Origin of the sequence: Halococcus saccharolyticus DSM 5350 (genome assembly GCF_000336915.1) — an archaeon.
Taxonomy (GTDB): domain Archaea; phylum Halobacteriota; class Halobacteria; order Halobacteriales; family Halococcaceae; genus Halococcus; species Halococcus saccharolyticus.
This window is the reverse complement of record NZ_AOMD01000012.1, coordinates 58,195-76,487: the sequence shown is the minus strand read 5'-3', so window position 1 is coordinate 76,487 and position 18,293 is coordinate 58,195. Positions and strand designations below refer to the sequence as shown.

Annotated in this window: 21 protein-coding genes and 1 pseudogene; 14 read left to right on the top strand and 8 right to left on the bottom strand. The window is 65.9% G+C overall.

Features of this window, described 5'->3' with window-relative positions:
- Positions 1-12: 12 nt before the first annotated feature.
- The 3 genes from C449_RS03575 to dcd are packed head-to-tail and all read right to left on the bottom strand — an operon-like array spanning position 13 to position 2,259.
- The gene (locus tag C449_RS03575; RefSeq protein ID WP_006076550.1) at positions 13-699 is read right to left on the bottom strand and encodes a class I SAM-dependent methyltransferase; all 687 of its coding nucleotides are present in this window, start codon (positions 697-699) and stop codon (positions 13-15) included.
- 10 nt (positions 700-709) lie between these two features.
- Positions 710-1,597, bottom strand: coding sequence for a thiamine-phosphate synthase family protein (locus tag C449_RS03570; protein ID WP_006076549.1), 888 nt, complete (start codon positions 1,595-1,597; stop codon positions 710-712).
- Complete coding sequence (gene dcd, locus C449_RS03565; protein WP_006076548.1) at positions 1,594-2,259, bottom strand: dCTP deaminase; 666 nt, start codon at positions 2,257-2,259, stop codon at positions 1,594-1,596. The genes C449_RS03570 and dcd overlap by 4 nt, the downstream gene beginning before the upstream one ends.
- 95 nt (positions 2,260-2,354) lie before the next feature.
- Here dcd and C449_RS03560 point away from each other — a divergent pair, with 95 nt between their 5' ends.
- The 11 genes from C449_RS03560 (at position 2,355) to C449_RS03510 (ending at position 9,638) form a co-directional block, all read left to right on the top strand.
- Positions 2,355-3,575 carry an AI-2E family transporter gene (locus C449_RS03560; protein ID WP_006076546.1) on the top strand — a complete coding sequence of 407 codons (1,221 nt, stop codon included), beginning with the start codon at positions 2,355-2,357 and terminating at the stop codon, positions 3,573-3,575.
- A 51-nt stretch (positions 3,576-3,626) separates the two neighbouring features.
- Positions 3,627-3,965, top strand: a complete 339-nt coding sequence (pth2, locus tag C449_RS03555; RefSeq protein WP_006076545.1) for a peptidyl-tRNA hydrolase Pth2 — start codon at positions 3,627-3,629, stop codon at positions 3,963-3,965.
- 181 nt (positions 3,966-4,146) lie between these two features.
- Positions 4,147-5,478 carry a Trk system potassium transporter TrkA gene (gene trkA / locus C449_RS03550; protein WP_006076544.1) on the top strand — a complete coding sequence of 444 codons (1,332 nt, stop codon included), beginning with the start codon at positions 4,147-4,149 and terminating at the stop codon, positions 5,476-5,478.
- A gap of 52 nt (positions 5,479-5,530) precedes the next feature.
- Entirely contained in the window at positions 5,531-6,955 is a 1,425-nt protein-coding gene (gene truD, locus C449_RS03545) for a tRNA pseudouridine(13) synthase TruD (protein WP_006076543.1), read from the top strand.
- Between the two features lie 39 nt (positions 6,956-6,994).
- Positions 6,995-7,720, top strand: coding sequence for a DUF2103 domain-containing protein (locus C449_RS03540; protein ID WP_006076542.1), 726 nt, complete (start codon positions 6,995-6,997; stop codon positions 7,718-7,720).
- A 100-nt stretch (positions 7,721-7,820) separates the two neighbouring features.
- Positions 7,821-8,102: a 50S ribosomal protein L37ae gene (locus tag C449_RS03535; protein ID WP_006076541.1), complete on the top strand. Its 282-nt coding sequence runs from the start codon at positions 7,821-7,823 to the stop codon at positions 8,100-8,102.
- A complete protein-coding gene (locus tag C449_RS03530; protein ID WP_005039198.1) occupies positions 8,099-8,233 on the top strand; it encodes a DNA-directed RNA polymerase subunit P in 135 nt (44 codons plus the stop codon). Before C449_RS03535 ends, C449_RS03530 begins: the two co-directional genes overlap by 4 nt.
- A complete protein-coding gene (locus tag C449_RS03525; RefSeq protein ID WP_006076540.1) occupies positions 8,233-8,487 on the top strand; it encodes a KEOPS complex subunit Pcc1 in 255 nt (84 codons plus the stop codon). Before C449_RS03530 ends, C449_RS03525 begins: the two co-directional genes overlap by 1 nt.
- A 112-nt stretch (positions 8,488-8,599) precedes the next feature.
- Entirely contained in the window at positions 8,600-8,842 is a 243-nt protein-coding gene (locus C449_RS03520; RefSeq protein WP_006076539.1) for a hypothetical protein, read from the top strand.
- A 145-nt stretch (positions 8,843-8,987) separates the two neighbouring features.
- Positions 8,988-9,395: a prefoldin subunit beta gene (locus C449_RS03515; protein ID WP_006076538.1), complete on the top strand. Its 408-nt coding sequence runs from the start codon at positions 8,988-8,990 to the stop codon at positions 9,393-9,395.
- A complete protein-coding gene (locus tag C449_RS03510; protein WP_006076537.1) occupies positions 9,396-9,638 on the top strand; it encodes a DUF3194 domain-containing protein in 243 nt (80 codons plus the stop codon).
- A 360-nt stretch (positions 9,639-9,998) separates the two neighbouring features.
- Here the strand turns inward: C449_RS03510 and C449_RS03505 are convergent, their stop codons facing one another.
- Together C449_RS03505 and C449_RS03500 are read right to left on the bottom strand one after the other, a co-directional pair.
- Entirely contained in the window at positions 9,999-11,852 is a 1,854-nt protein-coding gene (locus C449_RS03505) for a DUF2070 family protein (protein ID WP_006076535.1), read from the bottom strand.
- Between the two features lie 51 nt (positions 11,853-11,903).
- Positions 11,904-12,455, bottom strand: coding sequence for a GMP synthase subunit A (locus tag C449_RS03500; protein ID WP_006076534.1), 552 nt, complete (start codon positions 12,453-12,455; stop codon positions 11,904-11,906).
- A gap of 220 nt (positions 12,456-12,675) precedes the next feature.
- On the opposite strand from C449_RS03500, the gene gdhB reads away from it, so the two are divergent.
- Positions 12,676-13,965: a glutamate dehydrogenase GdhB gene (gdhB, locus tag C449_RS03495; RefSeq protein WP_006076533.1), complete on the top strand. Its 1,290-nt coding sequence runs from the start codon at positions 12,676-12,678 to the stop codon at positions 13,963-13,965.
- Positions 13,966-14,016: 51 nt separating this feature from the next.
- Here gdhB and C449_RS03490 read toward each other — a convergent pair whose 3' ends face one another.
- Both C449_RS03490 and C449_RS03485 read right to left on the bottom strand, forming a co-directional pair.
- A complete protein-coding gene (locus tag C449_RS03490) occupies positions 14,017-14,454 on the bottom strand; it encodes a VOC family protein (RefSeq protein ID WP_006076532.1) in 438 nt (145 codons plus the stop codon).
- A gap of 109 nt (positions 14,455-14,563) precedes the next feature.
- Positions 14,564-15,121, bottom strand: a complete 558-nt coding sequence (locus C449_RS03485) for a DUF7097 family protein (RefSeq protein WP_049913867.1) — start codon at positions 15,119-15,121, stop codon at positions 14,564-14,566.
- A 129-nt stretch (positions 15,122-15,250) separates the two neighbouring features.
- On the opposite strand from C449_RS03485, the gene C449_RS03480 reads away from it, so the two are divergent.
- The gene (locus tag C449_RS03480; RefSeq protein ID WP_006076530.1) at positions 15,251-16,756 is read left to right on the top strand and encodes a (R)-citramalate synthase; all 1,506 of its coding nucleotides are present in this window, start codon (positions 15,251-15,253) and stop codon (positions 16,754-16,756) included.
- 363 nt (positions 16,757-17,119) lie between these two features.
- On the opposite strand, the pseudogene C449_RS18570 reads toward C449_RS03480, so the two are convergent.
- A pseudogene (locus tag C449_RS18570) lies at positions 17,120-17,321 on the bottom strand (IS5/IS1182 family transposase); the annotation flags it as partial.
- 68 nt (positions 17,322-17,389) lie between these two features.
- Here C449_RS18570 and C449_RS03475 point away from each other — a divergent pair.
- Positions 17,390-18,250 (top strand): 3-hydroxyacyl-CoA dehydrogenase family protein, encoded by an 861-nt coding sequence (locus C449_RS03475; RefSeq protein WP_006076529.1) that lies wholly within the window; start codon positions 17,390-17,392, stop codon positions 18,248-18,250.
- Positions 18,251-18,293: the final 43 nt, after the last annotated feature.

Here is an 18,293-nt window from a genome sequence, read left to right as displayed (position 1 = left end):
AACCCGCTGCGGTCACCCGTCGGGTTCGACGATCCGACCGCTCGACAGTCGGACGAACCCCAATCCGAATGTCTCGTCGGTGCGATCGGCCGTTCGATCGGCGAGCGGCCGTCGGGCAGCCGCGACGCGCTCGTCGAGCAGCTCCCACGGTGGATTCACGTAGCGCAACTGGGTTGCAGGTGGTGTGCTGGCGGCGACGAACAGCCGGAACGCGGCGTCGAGCGGACGGGCCAGCGGCCGAGTGCTCCGCGCAGCGTCGAGCAGCGCGATGTGGCCGCCAGGTCGCACGAGATCGAGCCAGCCATCGACCGCACGCACCGGGTCGGTGAACATGCCGACGACGAAGCTCGCGAGCACCGCATCCACGGACCCCGTGACTGGCGGTGCGGTGGCGTCGCCGTGGACGAGATGGACGTTCGTCCAGCCCTCGCGCGCGACGCAGGTGGCCGCCCGATCGAGCATTCCGCGGGTGAAGTCGACGCCAACCACCGTCCCGCCTGGACCAACACGTTCGCGGAGGTATGGGAAATTCGCACCCGTTCCACAGCCCATCTCGATCACGGTGTCACCCGCCGAAAGATCGAGGCTCTGGGCGGCCCCCTCGCGCCACGAACCGACACCAGGGAACGTGGCGACCAGATCGTAGAGCCGTGCCCACCGGCCGTAGAACGCCTGCGCCGCCGATACGTCGTCAGCCATTTCGGCCGAGTCAGACGAGATCGCGCACGCGCTCGGCGGCCGTCTCGGCGTCGGGCGCGAGCAGGTACGTGATCGGTTCGATCCCCATCGCGCCGGTCTGGTAGAGCACGTCCGCCTCGGCGACCGCGACGCTTGCGATGGCTGACTCGGTGTCCGTCTCGCCGTCGAACTCGACGGTTTCGAGTCCGAGCGATGCGAGCTGGTCGTGGAGGGCGTCGTCGTACCGAAGGTTGAGTGCGGCGCGGGCGTCGGAGCCGTGCGCCCGCGCGGCGAGCAACACGCTCGCGACGTGACCCGAGACACCGAACTCGGGCTCGCCCGGCACCGTGGTCCGCCCCTTCACGTCGAAGATCCGGCCAGGGACGCCCGCCACGTCGTCGATCCCGTCGGCGTCGGGAGTGCACTCGACGAGATTGGACCCGACGTTCGGGATGAGTCCCGCGAAGCCGCTGGTGTTTTCGAGGGTGCGGAGTCCGCGCCGGACCGACGATCGCGTTCGCTCGGCCGCCCGGAGCGCTCCCTCGGGATCGTGGACATCGTAGCCGCTGTTCTCGGCGAGCCCGGGCACCCGCTCCTCGTGGAGCCGCGCGAGCAGGTCGCCGCGTTCGAGCTCCCGAATCAGCACCTCGACCTCGACCAGCGCGCCCACCGGCGTCAGATCGCCGGTCGCAAGCCCGTCGGCGAGCTCGTCAACGAGATCGCGCACTCGCTCGTCGTTCAACACTGCTTCGTTCCGGGCGACTTCGCCGTGGGCGTACTTCGAGACCGCGGACTGGCTGATACCGAGGATCGACGCGACCTCGCTCTGGGTGAGATCGCGCTCGCGCAGACGCTCGGCGAGCATCGAGCGAAACGTGGGAAGGAACTCCTCGACGACGAGCTCCTCGACGAACTTCATCGACGCTCGCCCTCCTCGTGTTGCGAATCAGCCGGCGCATTTCGGCCGTCGGCGTCGTGTGATCGGTCGCGAGCGGTCTGATGGCCACCGAACTCGTCGTCGCCACCGATCCGGGAGGCCTGCGGGCCAGCCTGGTCCTGATACTTCGAGCCGCGTTCAGAGCCGTAGGGCCGGTCGGCGGCAGTTTTGAGTTCGGTGAATATCACCTGTGAGATTCGCATTCCCGGGGTGAGCGCCACGGGCGCAGTACCCAGATTCGAGAGTTCGAGCGTGACCTGGCCCCGGTAGCCCGGATCGACGATCCCCGCGGTGGCGTGGATCACGACTGCGAGCCGTCCCAGCGACGACCGGCCCTCGACCCGCGCGATCAGGTCGTCGGGCACCTCGACGCGTTCGACAGTAGTACCAAGAACGAAATCACCGGGATGGAGGATGAACTCCTCGCCCTCGTCGACGTAGGTTTCGGTAACGTACTCGTCGACCTCGTTCTCTGAGTCGGGATGGATACACGGGATGTTGGTCCGTTGGAATTCGAGGAACTCCCGACCCAGCCGGAGGTCGACGCTCGCAGGCTGGATCTGGAGATCGGGGTCGGCGAGCGGCTCGACGACGAGGCTGCCCTCGTCGAGCCGGCGGTTGATGTCCACATCCGAGAGGATCATGCTCGGAATGGACGGCGGCAGCGGCCTAAACCTTCCCGTCGAGCGTTCGTGCAAGCACAACCGTTTCCCGTCGGCTCTCGATATCATAGAGGAGAATGGCAGACCTCGGGAGCGGGCCGCCGACCGACCGCACGCGCCTCGGCTGGTGGGTGTTCGTGATCGGACTCGCCGCCATCGCGGGCTACGTCGCGTACTCGTTCATCGGCATGGTGGTGCTCGGAGTGTTCGGCTACTACGCGACACGGCCGATCTGTCGCCGCCTCGCCCGTCGGATCGACTCGGACGGGATCGCGGCGGGCGCGACGGTGCTGCTGGTCGTGGTACCGATCTTGCTGCTCGTGGCCTATGCGGGGTTCAACGTCTTCCAGCAGCTCCAGGGAGTCGTCGGCGCGAGCGGTGGCGGTGCCGCCGGCGGGTTCATCGACCTGGGTGTGCTTCCGCCCGAACAACAGGAAACGGCGCGGACGCTGCTCCAGAACCCGACGCAGGTCGTCAGCCAGCCCGAGCAGGCTGCCCAGACGGCGCTCACGGTGGGCGCACAGGCGTTCGGCGCGGTCGCCGGCGGACTCGTGCTCGTCGGACTCGCGCTCACGCTCTCCTATTTCCTGCTCCAGAACGACGACCAGCTCGCCGGCGGGCTCGAAGAGCTGTTCGGCGGTCGGGAGACGGTGGCGTACGCCTACGCCGCAGCGGTCGACGAAGACCTCGAATCGGTGTTCTTCGGCAATCTCCTGTTCGTGATCACCATGGCCGTCATCGCGGCGATCGCCTACGAGGCGACGAACCTCCTCGCACCGGGGAGTCTCCACGTGCCGATGGTGCTGGTGCTGGCGGTGTTGACAGGGTTCACCAGCCTCATCCCGATCGTCGTCGGCAAGGTGATCTACCTCCCGGTCGTGGCGTATCTCGGCGTGCAGGCGCTCCAGACGGGTGGCGGCGCGCTCGTGTTCGTTGCCGCAGTCCTCGTCGTCTACTTTCTCGTTCTCGACATCCTGCCACAGACGTTCCTCCAGCCGTACATCACCGGCCGACAGCTCGACATGGTGGTGTTGATGTTCGCGTATCTGCTGGGACCGATCCTGTTCGGGTGGTACGGCTTCTTCCTGCTCCCGATCGTGTTCATCGCGATCCTCGAACTCGTCCGGATCGTGCTCCCCGAACTCGTCCGAGGTGAGCCTCTCACGCCGACGGTGTCGCTCGGCGAGGGCGTCGGGACGAATCCACGGTCGGCACGCGACGACGTTCCTGGCGAGGACGCGGCCGACGAGACGCCCGACACGGACGAGGAAACCGACGACCCAGCCGGCGCGGGCTGACAGCCGCTGTCGAGTAGTCAGCCCTATACCCGCAGCCATCCCGTCTCGGATATGAAACAGGCCATCGTCGCGCGCACCGATCTGGGGATGGGCAAGGGAAAGCTCGCCGCCCAGGTCGCTCACGCCTCGCTGTCGGCCTACGAGGACACCGGCTCGCGCACGCGAAACGAGTGGAAGGGATCAGGCCAGAAGAAAGTCGTTCTCAAAGGTGACAGCGAGCGAACCCTGTTCGAACTCGCCGACCGGGCCGAGCGCGAGGGGCTGCCACATTCCATCGTCCGCGATGCGGGCCACACGCAGGTCGACCCCGGCACGGTGACGGCGCTCGCGGTCGGACCGGGCGAGGAGAGCGCCGTCGACCGGGTAACAGGGGATCTCCCACTTTTTTAGACGGGAGGATCGCTCGTTCGCTCTACCCAGTCATCCCTCACGCGCACTCCGGCCTACGGCCGGGTTCACCGCGCGCCACTGCACCCAACAGGCGTTCTCACTGACAGAACGAGGTCATTGAGCCGACCACAACACACTTACTGACACCCACCGGAACGCCCGCCATGAGGAGGATTCGCCGATGCGGGTAGTCGTCGTCGGTGCGGGCGATGTCGGCACACACATAGTGGAAGACCTCGCGGACGCACACGACCTCGCCGTGGTCGATACGGACCCCGATCGGATCGAAGCGCTCGGGTCGTCACACGACATCGACACCGTCGAGGGCGACGGCCGATCGCTCGACACCCTCGAAGCGGCCGCTATCCGCGACGCCGACGTCGTGATCGCCAGCACGGACGACGACGCGGTCAACGTCATGGTCTGTGGCGCGGCCGCGAACGTGACCGACGCGTTCACCATCGCGCGAGTGAAATCCGGCGATCTCTTCGACACCTGGCAGGAGTTCGACGACGCGTTCGGTGTGGATCGGATGTTGTGTGTCGACCGGCTGACCGCGGCAGCGCTCGTCAGAACGGTGGCGCTGCCAGGAGCGCTCGCTACCAGCACGTTCGTCGACGAACAGGTGGTGATGGCGGAGTTCGAGATCGACGACGGGGACGAGATCACGAACCAGCGGGTCGAGGACGCCGATCGGTTCCCGGCGCTGACGTTTGCGGGCGTCCTCCGGGACGACGCGGTGCTCGTCCCGAGTGGCGAAACCGTCATCGAGCCAGGCGATCGGGTGGTCGTCATCGGGAGTCCGTCGAGCGTGCGGCGGTTCGCCACAACGCTCTCGCCAACTGGAGCGCTCGAGCCGGACGACGACGTGATCGTCATCGGTGGCGACGAGGTCGGCTGTCGAACCGCCGAGCTGTTCGCCGAGAACGAGTACACACCACGACTCGTCGAGCACGATTCCGAGCGCGCAGCCGAACTCGAGAACCGACTGTCGGACGTTTCGATCGAGGAGGGCGAAGCGACGTCGGCCGCGTTCCTCCGGGAAGTGGGCGTCGGCAACGCGGAACTGGTCGTCAGCACGCTCGACGACGAGACCAACTACCTCGTCTCGTTGCTCGCCCGCCGGATCGGGGCGGAGCACACCGCAAGTGTGGTCGGCGAGCGCGAGTTCGTCGACCTGTTCGAGGCTGCCGGCGTCGATGTGACGGTCCAACCCCACTCCGTGGTCGCGGGTGAGATCACCCGCGCAACCAGGGGATACACCGACGAAGCCGCAATCCTCGAACGCGACAGCGCCGAAGTGCTCGAGATCACCGTCGAGCGCGAGAGCGCCCTGGCGGGCGAGGCGATCGAGGATGTCGCTCACGATCTCCCCGACGGGTTCGTGATCGGCGCGATCGTCCGCGACGGCTCGCTCACGACGCCCCGTGGGGGAACCGTTGTCCAGGTCGGTGATCACGTCGTCGTCTTCGCCGACACGGACGCACTCGACGAGATCGCGACAGCGCTGTGAGCGCCTCCCTCGAGACCGCCAACGACGCCCCGCACGGACGGGTGATCGACTGATGCGCGAGGCCCATCCCATCGAACGTGCGGTCGGAATCAGTCACTACGTCAGCGACGCCGACGGCACTGGCGGCCGACTTCGGACCCAGCCCGCCGACTTCCGAGTGCGCGAGATCGAACGATCGGGATTCGAGTCGGCAGACGCCGATCCAGACGCGTACCCGCACGTCGTTTTTCGGGCAACCCTCGACAACTGGGACACCAACGACTTCGTGGGTGCGCTCTCGAACCGACTGGAGAGCAGCCGTGAGCGCGTCTCGTGGGCGGGAACGAAAGACAAGCGCGCCGTGAGCACTCAACTGTTCTCGGTCGATGGCGTCGATCAGGCGACGCTCGCCGATGCGGCGGCGGGCCTCGACGACGTCGACATCACGATCGTCGGTCGGTCGGGCCGTGCGCTCCGGTTCGGCGATCTCGCGGGCAACGCCTTCGAGATCGTCGTCCGTGAGGCCGATCCCGAGCCAGTGGCTGCGATCACCGACGATCTCCGGGCGTTCGGAAGCGAGAGCGGCGATGACGGCAGGACAAGTTCCGATGGTGGCGTAACGGTCGGCGTCCCGAACTACTTCGGCCAGCAGCGGTTCGGCTCGCTACGTCCCGTGACACACGAGGTCGGTCTCGCGATCGTCCGGGGAGACTGGGCGGGAGCGGTACTTGCCTACGTCGGCAATCCCCACGAGAGCGAGCCGGACGACACCCGCGAGGCGCGGGCGTTCGTCGAGCGCGAGTTCCGTGTCGACGATGGAGATACAGAAGCCGAAACAGCGACTCGCGTCCGCTCAGATGGCTGGGAAGCGGCACTAGAGCGACTTCCGAACCGGCTCGGGTTCGAGCGCTCGATGGTCCACCGGCTGATCGAGAACGGTGCGCACAGTCAGGACGATTTCCGGGCGGCGATCGAGGCCGTCCCGAGCAACCTCCAGCGGCTATTCGTCAACGCCGCCCAGTCCTCTCTGTTCAACCGGATTCTCTCCGAACGGCTCGCACGCGGCCTGCCGTTCGGCCGCGCAGTCGCGGGCGACGTCGTCTGCTTCGCCGACCCGGATGCGCCCGACGAACTCCGGGTTCCCGACCCGGATCGAAGCCAGCGCGTCACCGCCGACCGGGTCGACACCGTGAACCGTCACGCGGCGCGGGGTCGGGCGTTCGTCACCGCGCCGCTCGTGGGTACCGAGACCGAACTGAGTGAGGGCGAACCGGGCGAGATCGAGCGCGAAGTGCTCGACGAAGCCGGGATCGTGCCCGCCGATTTCGACCTCCCTGGATCTTTTCACTCCGCGGGGACGCGTCGAGCGGTGCTCGTCGAGTGCGATCTCGACATCGATCACGAGCCCCTCACCTTCGATTTCAGTCTCCCGAAGGGGTCGTACGCGACTGTTTTGCTCAGAGAGTATCTGAAGGTCGATCCCGTCGATCTCGGGTGAGAACGACCGGTTTATCCGCCGCGTCGCCGAATCCCGCGCATGGAGTGTGGCCGGTGTGGCGCGCGACTCGACCGGGCGGGCGATTTCTGTCTAACCTGTCGGACCGCGAGCGTCGACAGCGTCGTCCTCGACTGCGGGCGCGAGCGCGCCACCGCCACCAGCCTCGCCGACGGCGAGCGCGTCGGGACGTGGACGGTGACGACCATCGAGGAGAGCGGCGAGGACCGGCCACGCGAACGGCGAAACTTCGCGGGACGGATCGCCGACGAAGTCCACCGGAAACGTCCCGAAACCGTCTACGCGACCGGCGACCGTGAGGTGCTCCGTGCGGTGCGCACACAGTTACACTACGACTGCCGGCGGATCGCCGATCCCGGCGACGATCCGGTGGCGACGGTGCTCGAACGCGCCGACGAGCCCGCACTCGCGGTAGTGGAGACGCCGCCACGCGAGAAGCTCGGGGGGAGTCACTCGACGCTCGTCGGCGGACGGACGGGGAGAGACACGGTCGGCGTCGCGGCCGATCACCCACACGTGAAGAAGGTGATTCCGGGCCCGATCGACGCCGGCGGGCGCGGGTCGCGGACGGGCGTCCGCGCGAAGGCGACCCGGGCCGACGCGAACGGTAACGTCCGCCTCCTGCTCCGGGACGGATCGAGCGTTCAGGAAGTTCGAGTGGTGACGACCGCCGCCGATCGCGACCAGGGTGAGCGGGTGCGCGAGGACCTGAATCGCGGGCTCGCCGACGCCGATCTCCGTAAGTAGCTCGGCTCGCCGCCAGCGATGTCGATTCACGACACGGCTCCAAGCAGCCGCAGGAAGAACACGAAGGGTTTTACTCGCCCCTTGCCGTAGCGGTGTCACCATGGGTAATCAGGAAGTCGGGAGTGCGGGCCGGTTCGGCGCACGCTATGGCCGCGTCTCGCGCCGACGCGTCGCCGAGATCGAGGCTGACATGAACGACGATCACGGCTGTCCCGAGTGCGGCGAGGACGCCGTCGATCGAACCGACACGGGGATCTGGGAGTGCGGCAAGTGCGGCCACGCCTTCGCTGGCGGGGCCTACCGGCCCGAGACGCCCGGCGGGCGGACCGTCGAGCGCTCGATCCGGGCCGCACTCGCCGACGAGGGTGCAGACGACGAATGAGCTACAAGTGTTCGCGGTGTAAGCGCGACGTCGAACTCGACGACTACGGTGGTGTGCGGTGTCCGTACTGCGGCCACCGCGTCCTGCTGAAAGAGCGCAGCCGCGACGTCAAAGAGATCGACGTCGAGTAGTGACCGAGCGCCACGAGACTCTTCTCACGTTCGAGTACGATACCGCCGCACGAGCCACGACCGTCGAGGCGAGCCTCCGGCCCGAGATCGACGACATCGAGGGTGATCGGACGCGGGCTAGCCTCGCGCGCGATGGAGGGTCGGTGGAGATCACCATCGAAGCCGCAGATCTCGTCGCACTCCGTGCCGGACAGAATACGTGGCTGTCGTTGATGGCGGTCGCGGAGCGGTGTGCCGTACCGGGATCGAAGTAAACTGATTGCCGGACGGTTGTCGACACGTCCAAACGCTACATTGGATCGTGAACAACAGCCTGCATTCGCAGCCTCAGAACAATTAACATGTGATCGCATATCGTGTGACGCAATGGCACGAGATCTCACCGACGACGACAGGGGAAAATCGGTCGTTGATCACGAGGGGAACCGCATCGGTAGCGTCACGGATACGGAGAACGGAAAAGGGATCATCGAAACGAACGACGATTCGAGCCTTACAGACAAGCTCAAATCGGCGCTCAGCTGGGACGATTCCGATGACTCGCACGAGTTGCAAAACGACCACGTCGATAGCGTCAACGACGACGAGGTCCGTCTCCGCAACCTGTAGCTGGTTGGTCACGACGATATCAGACCACGATTTTTGCGAAACCACCGGAATCGAGTCGTTACTCGATGCATCGCTTGGTGCGGAGAGATCCGAGGAATTGGTTCGAAAGCGGGGGTTTTTCCCTCCGGCCACCGAGGTGACGGGTATGCAAGGGAATCTGCCGCCGGAAGCCCAGGAGAAAATCGAGGAGCTTCAGGACCTCCAAGAGAGCGCCCAGCAGGTCGCCGCACAGAAACAGCAGGCCGAGACCCAGCTCACTGAGTCCCAGACCGCCCTCGACGAGCTCGACGACATCGACAGCGACACCACGATGTACCGCGAGGTCGGCGAGCTCCTGATCGAGACCGACTACGACGAGGCTGAGGAAGACCTCGACGACAAGGTTTCCAGCCTCGAAGTCCGTGTCGAGACGCTCGAAAAACAGGAAGAGCGCGTTCAGGAGCAGTTCGAGAGCCTCCAGAGCGAGCTCCAGCAGATGCTGAGCGGTGGCGGCGGTGGCGGTCCCGGCCCGGCGGGCGGCATGGGCCCCGGCGGTCCCGGTGCGGGCGGGTAGATGCCGACCGACGACGAGGTCGTAGCGACGGCCAGCGAGGCCGCCGAAGGAATGATTTTCTCGCGGTACAAGCGATCGGCAGTCCGTGATCTCGACATCACCGTGGGGTTCGAGGACGGTATCCTCGACATCGACATCTATCTCAACCCACCCGACGACGCAGACCCCGACCCCGAAGCGGTCGTCGAGGAGGCGATCCAGGCGGCGGAGTCGGCGGTCGATGAGCTGTTCGCCGACGAGTGACGGGTCGCGGTGGGGTTACGGCGCGGTAGCGGGTCGCGCCGCGGTTTGCGGTGCAGTGGCGGTTCCTGGCGTCTCGACGAACATCGTGAGCTGAGGCTCAAGAGAGCAAGCTCTCCTGGTGGATGAAGGGCGAGGTGCTCGCGGCTTCGCCGCTCGCTCGTTCCGAGGTGCTCGCTTCACTCGCACCTCGCGGCCGAGGGCTTCGGCGGTGCTGTACGGTGGCGGTCGCGGCGCGGAAAGCGCCAGTAGCTCTACCGCGAGCGCCGAAGGCGCGAGCGGGGGTTTTTCATGAACGTTTTTGCAAGCGGGGGTGGGCGACCGAGCAACGCGAGGGAGCGCATCCCCCCGCAGTAAAAAGGTTCAGGCGAGGAAAAACAGCAGGACACTCACCGCCATCAGCGCGAGGATGAGGGCGGCCGCGAGCGCGCCACCCATCCCGATCATGGCGTTGGCGTGGCTGGCGAGCGCCTCGGTCCGGTCGTTGCCGAACACCGTGACGCGGGCGCGTTCGGTCGCCATCCCGGCTGCGACGGGTTCGCAGTCCGCGCGTGCCTCCTCGACGAGGGCTACGATTCGTGCCGTGAGTTCGTCGCCGTCGATCGCGCCGCCGACCTGGTTGGTCGAGTCGACGGTGTTCACCACGTGGGTGTCGGTCGTGAGCACCTCGGCGGTGTCCACAGGTAGAGAGTCGACGATCGCATCGCGGAGGCCGGGTTCCATGTTGTTGCCGTCGACGAGCACGTAGGCAGTGGTGTCGCCGCCGACGTCGAACACTGCGACCCGGATACCGAGCGGACCGATGCCGTCGGTGGGCTCCCACGGCGTCTCATCCCACGCAACCCCGAGCTTGAGGGTTGCTTGGGGTGCGTCGGCGAGATCGTCGGCAACCGCGCCAGTGGCTTCCATCAGGTCGAACGAGCGCTGGCTGCCGGGAACCACGTGCCCGAGATCCGGCCCGTCGAGCCCGTTGTTGGAGTTGTGCGCATCGGCAAGTAGCACGTCGGCGAGTCCACGAGTCCGTGCCTCCGCGGCCGCCGAGAGCCCCACGGAGTAGTCGATGTCGTCGGCGAATCCCGGGGCGTACGTCGCCACGAGCAGCGCGCTGTCGCCGATAGCGTGGCCGGTCACGGTGGCCTCACCGACGGTCGTGCGCCGACTCGGGGTCGCGGTCTCGGTGTACTCGATGCGCTCGTGTGCACGTGAAACCGCGTCGAGCACCGTATCGACCTCGCGCTCGGTCACGAGATTGAAGTCGTGACCGGCAGTTGCGTGTGGCGGGAAGCCGAGTCCGTCGGCGCTCTCGGCGACTCGCTCGGGAAGGTTGCCCCCGCCGATCTCGCCCATCGGGCCGGGATGGATCATCGGGAGGACGAAGCGGGCTTTCTCGGTGCCGTCGGACCGGCGGGCCGAGAGCACCGAGACGGGGACGATCGCCTCCTCGCCGAGCGACTCGAAGAACGCCTCCAACTCTCTCGTTCCCTCGGCGATATGGCCGATGAACCCACGGAGGAAATCGAGGACGCTCACGCCGAGGCTCCGTCGCCACGGCCGGTCGATCGCGGCGACGAACACTCTGACCCCGACCGCATACAGCACGCAGGTCACCCCGAGGAGCGCGAAGTCGAGCGGTTCGACCGCCTGGAACTCCGCGGGGCCACGCGTCGGCCGGGAGAGAAACGAGCGTACCAGCGGGCCGCCGACCTCGACGTACCGCATCGTGCCGCTGTAGACGAACACGAGGAGCGCGACCGTCGCGGTCTGGATGCTCGCGGGAACGCTCGCGGCGAGCAACGATTTGCGCGAGATCGCCATTACGGCGAGCAAGCGGAGCGCGAACACTGCCGCCAGCCCGATGGTCAGCGCGTCGAAGACGAACCCCTGCCCGAGCGGCGTGAGCAGCACGACGAGCCCCGCCACGACGAGTACGACGACGAGGAGGAGTTCGCACACGAGCGCAAGCAGGGAGGCTCGGTTCGGTGTGAGCTGCCCACCGAGTCGGCGGTCGACCGGCGGCGTGAGCACCGCCGCCACGACGGTCGGAACCCCGATGAAGAACACCCCTTGCCACGCGTCCTCGAGGACGAACCGCGAGTCGAACGCTACGACACCTGCGAGCGCGGCGACCACCAGCGCGAACCCCAGACTCGCGTACCACCGCGGTGCGCGGAACACGTACCGCGAGAGCGCCGCGAGATCGCCCTGAGTCGCCGTCATTGGCGACGACACCGCGCGCGAGCAGGTAAAACCCCACTACTCGCCGGCAGGTTAGGACTCACAGATAGCCCGGAAGTTCTCGAAGACCGCCTCACCCTCCGCAGTGTGGGCGACCTCGGGATGCCACTGGACGCCGTAGAGCCCACGGTCGGGATCGCTCATCGACTCGATGTCACAGACATCGCTGCTGCCCGTGCGGACGAATCCTTCAGGAAGTTCGACCACCTCGTCGGCGTGGCTCGCCCAGACACGGGTTTCTGGCGCGAGCGACCCCACAAGTGGATCGTCGGAATCGTCGATGTCGACCGTGACGTCGGCGTAGCCACCGTAGTCGCCGGCACCGACGGCTCCACCGAGTTCGTCCGCGATGACCTGCATTCCGAGACAGATGCCGAGAACCGGGACGCCGAGATCGAGATACTCGTCACATCGACCGCTCTCGTCGATCGAGGGGCCACCAGAGAGCACCAGTCCGTCGGCGTCGATCTCGTCGGGTGCGGTGGTGTTGTCGACGATTGCGGTCTCGACGCCGATGTCGCGCAACGCCCGGCCTTCGAGGTGAGTGAACTGGCCGTGGTTGTCGACGACGACGATTCGTGTCATTGCTGGCTATTGGTGGGAGTCGCCTAAAAGCTCCCTGAAACCGCCCGAACAGCGGGAGCGACACGTCGTCACGTGAACCTTATATTGAATAGTATGCACAGGTATGTCGTAATAGCATCAGTATTATTAAGATGCAGCCCGTGAGCCGAGCCAATGCAGACTGCCGACAGCACCGCGGCGCGCACAGCAGCCGACAGCTACTGGCGAGGGGATCGCTGAGATGGCGGCAGCAACCGCCGAGACCGACGAGAGTGAGGAGGAAGAAGAGCCGGAATCGGCGCGTGAGACCGCCGAGCGCCAGTTAGAGCGCGCGGCCGCACAGCTCGATATCGATCGGAACGTCGTCACCAGACTATCGAACCCGACCCAGGTTCACCGGGTGTCGGTACCGATGGAGCGTGACAACGGTACCGTCGAGGTCTTTACGGGCTACCGCGCCCAGCACGACAGCGTTCGCGGCCCCTACAAGGGCGGCCTTCGCTATCACCCCGGCGTCACCGACGAGGAGTGCGTGGGGCTCTCGATGTGGATGACGTGGAAGTGTGCGGTGATGGATCTCCCCTTCGGCGGCGCGAAGGGCGGGATCGTGGTCGATCCGAAATCGCTCTCCGGCGAGGAGAAGGAGCGGCTCACCCGGCGATTCGCCCAGGAGCTCCGGAACGTCATCGGACCGACCCGCGATATCCCGGCCCCCGACATGGGCACCGACGCCGAGACGATGGCGTGGTTCATGGACGCTTACTCGATGCAGGAGGGTGAGACCATCCCTGGCGTCGTCACCGGCAAACCGCCCGTCGTCGGCGGGAGCTACGGCCGCGAGGAGGCTCCTGGCCAGAGCGTCGCGATCGTCGCGCGCGAGGTGTGCAAGTACTACGATCGACCACTGGCCGAGACCACGGTCGCGGTCCAGGGGTTCGGTAGCGTGGGTGCGAACGCCGCCCGCCAGCTCGACGATTGGGGAGCCTCGGTCGTCGCGGTCTCGGACGTCAACGGCGCGATCTACGACCCTGACGGCCTCGACACCAGCGACGTGCGTTCGCACGAGGAACAGCCAGAGGCCGTCACCGGCTATCCCGGGGCCGAGGCGATCACGAACGCCGACCTCCTCGAACTCGACGTCGACGTCCTGATCCCGGCGGCGATCGGTAACGTCCTGACCGAAGCGAACGCCGGCGACGTGCGGGCCGACATCGTGGTCGAAGGCGCGAACGGTCCGACGACGACCGCGGCGGACGAAATCTTCGAGGAGCGCGGCGTTCCGGTCGTTCCCGACATCCTCGCGAACGCCGGCGGCGTTACGGTCTCCTATTTCGAGTGGCTCCAGGACATCAACCGCCGAGCGTGGTCGCTGGAGGAGGTCAACGAGGAACTCGAAGCCGAGATGCTGACCGCGTGGGAGGACGTCCGCGCGGCGTTCGACGATCACGACGCGACGTGGCGCGATGCCGCCTACATCGTCGCGCTCCGCCGGCTGGCAGAGGCCCACGAAGCGCGTGGCCTCTGGCCCTGAGACGGTTCGTTTTCAACCGCCAGCTCGTCGTCCCGTCCACTTCTCGATCGCTCACAATGCCATCGGATCGAACGGTTCGTTCATCCCCTGCCACTCGGTGTGATCGTTCTCTACCCGAGTGTCGCGATAGACTTCGAGCCCGTTACCGTCCGGATCATCGAAGTACAACGCCTCGCTGATGCCGTGGTCGATCGGGTCGACCCGGACGCCGCGTTCGTCGAGCGTTTCGTGGATCCGTCGGAGTGCCTCGCGGCTCTCGACCTCGAACGCGGCGTGGTAGAGGCCGACGCCTGGTCCCGATCCGGCCGCGTCGGCCCCGATTTCTTGGACGGCGACGTCGTGGTGATGGTCGCCGAAGGAGAGGAAGGCGAACGGGCCGTGGCGATCGTTCACGTCGAGATCGAACACGTCGGTGTAGAACGCGACCGAACGCTCGACGTCGCGGATCTTGAGATGGACGTGGCCGAGGTGGGGCGTCGAACGACTCATGCGCTTTCGTCGGACGGGACAGAAGTAAGGGCTCTGCCGTCCTCGCTCGGCGGATCGGATCGTCGGGGCCGCATCCCGACAGTTAGTGTCGGCTCGTCGGTCGTCAGGTTCACTCGTCGCCGTATCGCTCGGCCGCCGACGAAAAGCCGAGTTCGTCCTGTTCGCGGCTCCGTCGTCCCTCACGTGCGGCGATTGCCTCAGGATCAGGACTGGCGTCGTCGCCGAGCCGCGCCCACGAGTTGTGGATCTTGGCGTGACACCACCGACAGAGGTAGACCGTGATCTCGTGGTTCGGCTCGTCGGCTGAGCCGTCGTCGCCGTGGTCCGCGCCGTCGTCGATGTCGGCGTACGAGAGGTGATGTTCTTCGAGCAGCGGGCGCTCCTCGGAGTGGGCCATCCGACGCTCGTCGAGTCCACATCGAACACACTCTCGCGACCGGTTTCGCGCCCGGAAGTGGGGGCAGTCCCGCCACGTCCACTCACCGGCGGGATCGGCCGCCGGACACCGGCAATCGTCGGCTCGGCGCTCGGCGGCGAACGACGGATCGTGTTCAGCGTGTTCGAGGGCGTATCGACACCGGCCATCGTCGGTGAGATGGTCGCACCGCTCGACGAACGCGTAGGGGTCGTCGACGCCGACCGACGTGCCGGCGGGCGTCCTTTCCATGTTCATACATCGGTCGATGGTGGCTTCAACCCTCGGCAGACAGCGACGAACGGATCGGACAGCAACATCTGCCAGAAGGCACCTCTTTAAGACCCTGCCGCGCGGCGGTGCGAGTGGCTATCATGACCAGTGACCGATTTATTCGGGGGCCTCCCCGAAACCACTCCGCTCTCCGACACTGACGTACAGTTTCTCGATACCACACTCCGTGACGGCGAACAGGCCCCAGGAGTCTCGCTCGCACCCACCGAGAAGGTCGATATCGCGCGGCGGCTCGACCGGGCCGGCGTGTCGGTCATCGAGGCCGGCAGCGCCTGCACCGGTGCGGGCGAGCGCGAGGCGATCTCACGAGTTACGGAGGCGAACCTCGACGCCCGAGTGACGAGTTTCTGTCGTGGGGTCCGCCGCGACGTCGACCTCGCGCTCGACTGTGACGTCGACGGGATCAACCTCGTCGTGCCCGCGAGCGACCGCCACATCGAGGGGAAGGTCGGCTCGACCCGCGAGGACGTGCTCGCAGACACGGTCGAGCTCGTCGAGTACGCCCGCGATCACGGCCTCTGGGTCGAACTTCTCGGCGAGGACGGGAGTCGCGCCGACATCGACTTCCTTTCGCGGCTCGCTCGCCGGGGGTTCGAGGCCGGTGCGGATCGTGTGTGTTACTGTGATACCGTTGGGCACGCAACGCCCGAGCGAACGGTCGAGGTGGTCTCGACGCTCGCCGAGTGCGGCCCGACAAGCACCCACACCCACGACGACCTCGGGTTGGGGGTGACGAACGCGCTCGCGAGCGTGGCGGCCGGCGCGGACCTCGTCCACGCGACCGTGAACGGGGTCGGCGAGCGTGCGGGTAACGTCGCCCTCGAAGAAGTCGCGATCGCGATCGCCCACGGATATGGGGTCGAGACCGTCGACACCACCCTCCTCTACGACCTCGCCAGAACCGTCGCCGACGCCACCGGAGTTCCACTCGCTTCGAACAAGGCGGTGGTCGGCGAGAACGCGTTCACCCACGAATCGGGCATTCACACCGACGGCACGCTGAAGGATGAGGCGATGTATGAGCCCTACCCCCCGGAGACCGTGGGTCGCGAGCGTCGGCTCGTCCTCGGCAAGCACGCCGGCCGGGCAGGCGTCGCAGCGGCGCTCGAAGAACACGACGTCCAAGTGACCGACGACGAACTCGCTGAGATCACCGATCGAGTCACCGATCTCGGCGAGGGCAAGCGCGTGACCGACGCCGACGTGCTCGCGATCGCAGAGACGGTCCAGGGCCGCGAGCGCGAGCGTCGGGTCGAACTCCTCGACCTCACGGCCGCAAGCGGCAGCGGGACACCGACCGCGAGCGTCCGACTCCGGATCAACGGCGACGAGCGCACCGCGAGCGGCACCGGCAGCGGCCCCGTCGACGCCGCAGTCGGGGCCGTCCGAGAGGCGCTCGGCCCCAGCGGTGATGCGACGCTCGACTCATATCACGTCGACGCGATCACCGGCGGGACCGACGCGGTCGTCACGGTCGAAGTCGAGATGACTCGTGACGGCCGGACGGTGTCGGTCGCCGCGAGCGACGCCGACATCACCCGCGCGAGCGTCGAGGCGATGGTCGAGGCACTCGATCGGCTGCACGCCGCGTAGCCCGCCCCATTTCGCTGTTTGTCCGGCTCTATCAAATCCCTCTTCCGTAGATACCTGATCTCGCGAAACTACTGTTCACTGCGCGTACTGCTTAGTTGGGGGTTTCAGTTGACCTATCAAATAGGGCCATGAGAGTGAAGCCGAGGTACAAACCAGTTCCGTGAATAAGTGTCTGAGTCAAGAGTTCTTCAGGTGTGTTGATTCCCAAACCATGAATGATCCACATATCACTAAGAAATACGAGTAACGCAAGGGAATAGGCGAATACCGCTCGACGAAGGCTGAAAAGAAAGTTTGCTCGTGTATGTTCAATCACATTGTCTAACTCCTGTCGAAGTACATAACCTTTCTCACTACCGATCGTTAGAGGATCCGGTTAAGATCGTAAACGAGACACGCAAGGGTGTTCGTGAAACTGATTCCACCAATGGTGTGATCTCACGAATACATCGTATTTTCGCTTGAGCGGAGAATTCACTGTTTCGCTCTGGTTTCGTTGACTGTAGAGGCGGACATCTAACCGTGTGTTCCATGCTTTTTGAGGTGATGAGAACTTCCGCTGTTTATTCGCCCTCACCTGAGGAGCGAGCAGCGGTCCAGCAGGCTTAGGAGCGGGCCGCCCGGACCGGGCGTATGCGCGAACTCGATTCGGTCGAGCGGGTGGGCGTCGTCGGCGCAGGAACGATGGGCAACGGCATCGCCCAGGTCGCCGCGACCGCCGGGTACGACGTGGTGATGCGCGACATCGAGCAGGAGTTCGTCGATCGCGGGTTCGACGCGATCGATAGCAGTCTCGGTCGCCTCGTCGACGGCAATAAGCTTACCGAGGACGAGGCGGCGGCGACCCGCGAGCGGATTACCGGGACCACGGACCTCGACGATCTCGCGGACTGCGATCTCGTGGTTGAGGCCGCAGTCGAGGAGATGGAGATCAAACAGGAGATCTTCGCCGATCTCGACGAAACGATCCCCGACGACGTGGTGCTCGCGACAAACACCAGCACGCTCTCTGTCACGTCGATCGCGAGCGCGACCAGCCGGCAGGAACTCGTCGTCGGCGTCCACTTCATGAACCCCGTGCCCGTGATGGACGGCGTCGAGATCGTCGTCGGCGAGCGCACAGGCGAGAAGACGACCGCGCTGGCCCACGACTTCGCCGAGGAGCTCGGCAAGGAAACGTGGGAGTCCGACGATAAGCCGGGGTTCGTCTCGAATCGGATCCTGATGCCGTGGATCAACGAGGGCATTCGAACTCTCGACGAGGGCGTTGCGACGAAGGAAGACATCGACCGCGGGATGAAACTCGGAACGAACGTGCCGATGGGCCCCCTCGAACTCGCCGACCACATCGGTCTCGACATCTGTCTCGATGCCACCGAGACGCTCCACGACGAACTCGGTGACCGGTACACGCCAGCGTACCTTCTGAAGCGCAAGGTCGAGGCAGGTGATCTTGGGAAGAAGACGGGCCGCGGGTTCTACGAGTACGACTGAGCCGGCCGCGTGAGTTTTATTGTCGCCGTCCGATAGGGGAATC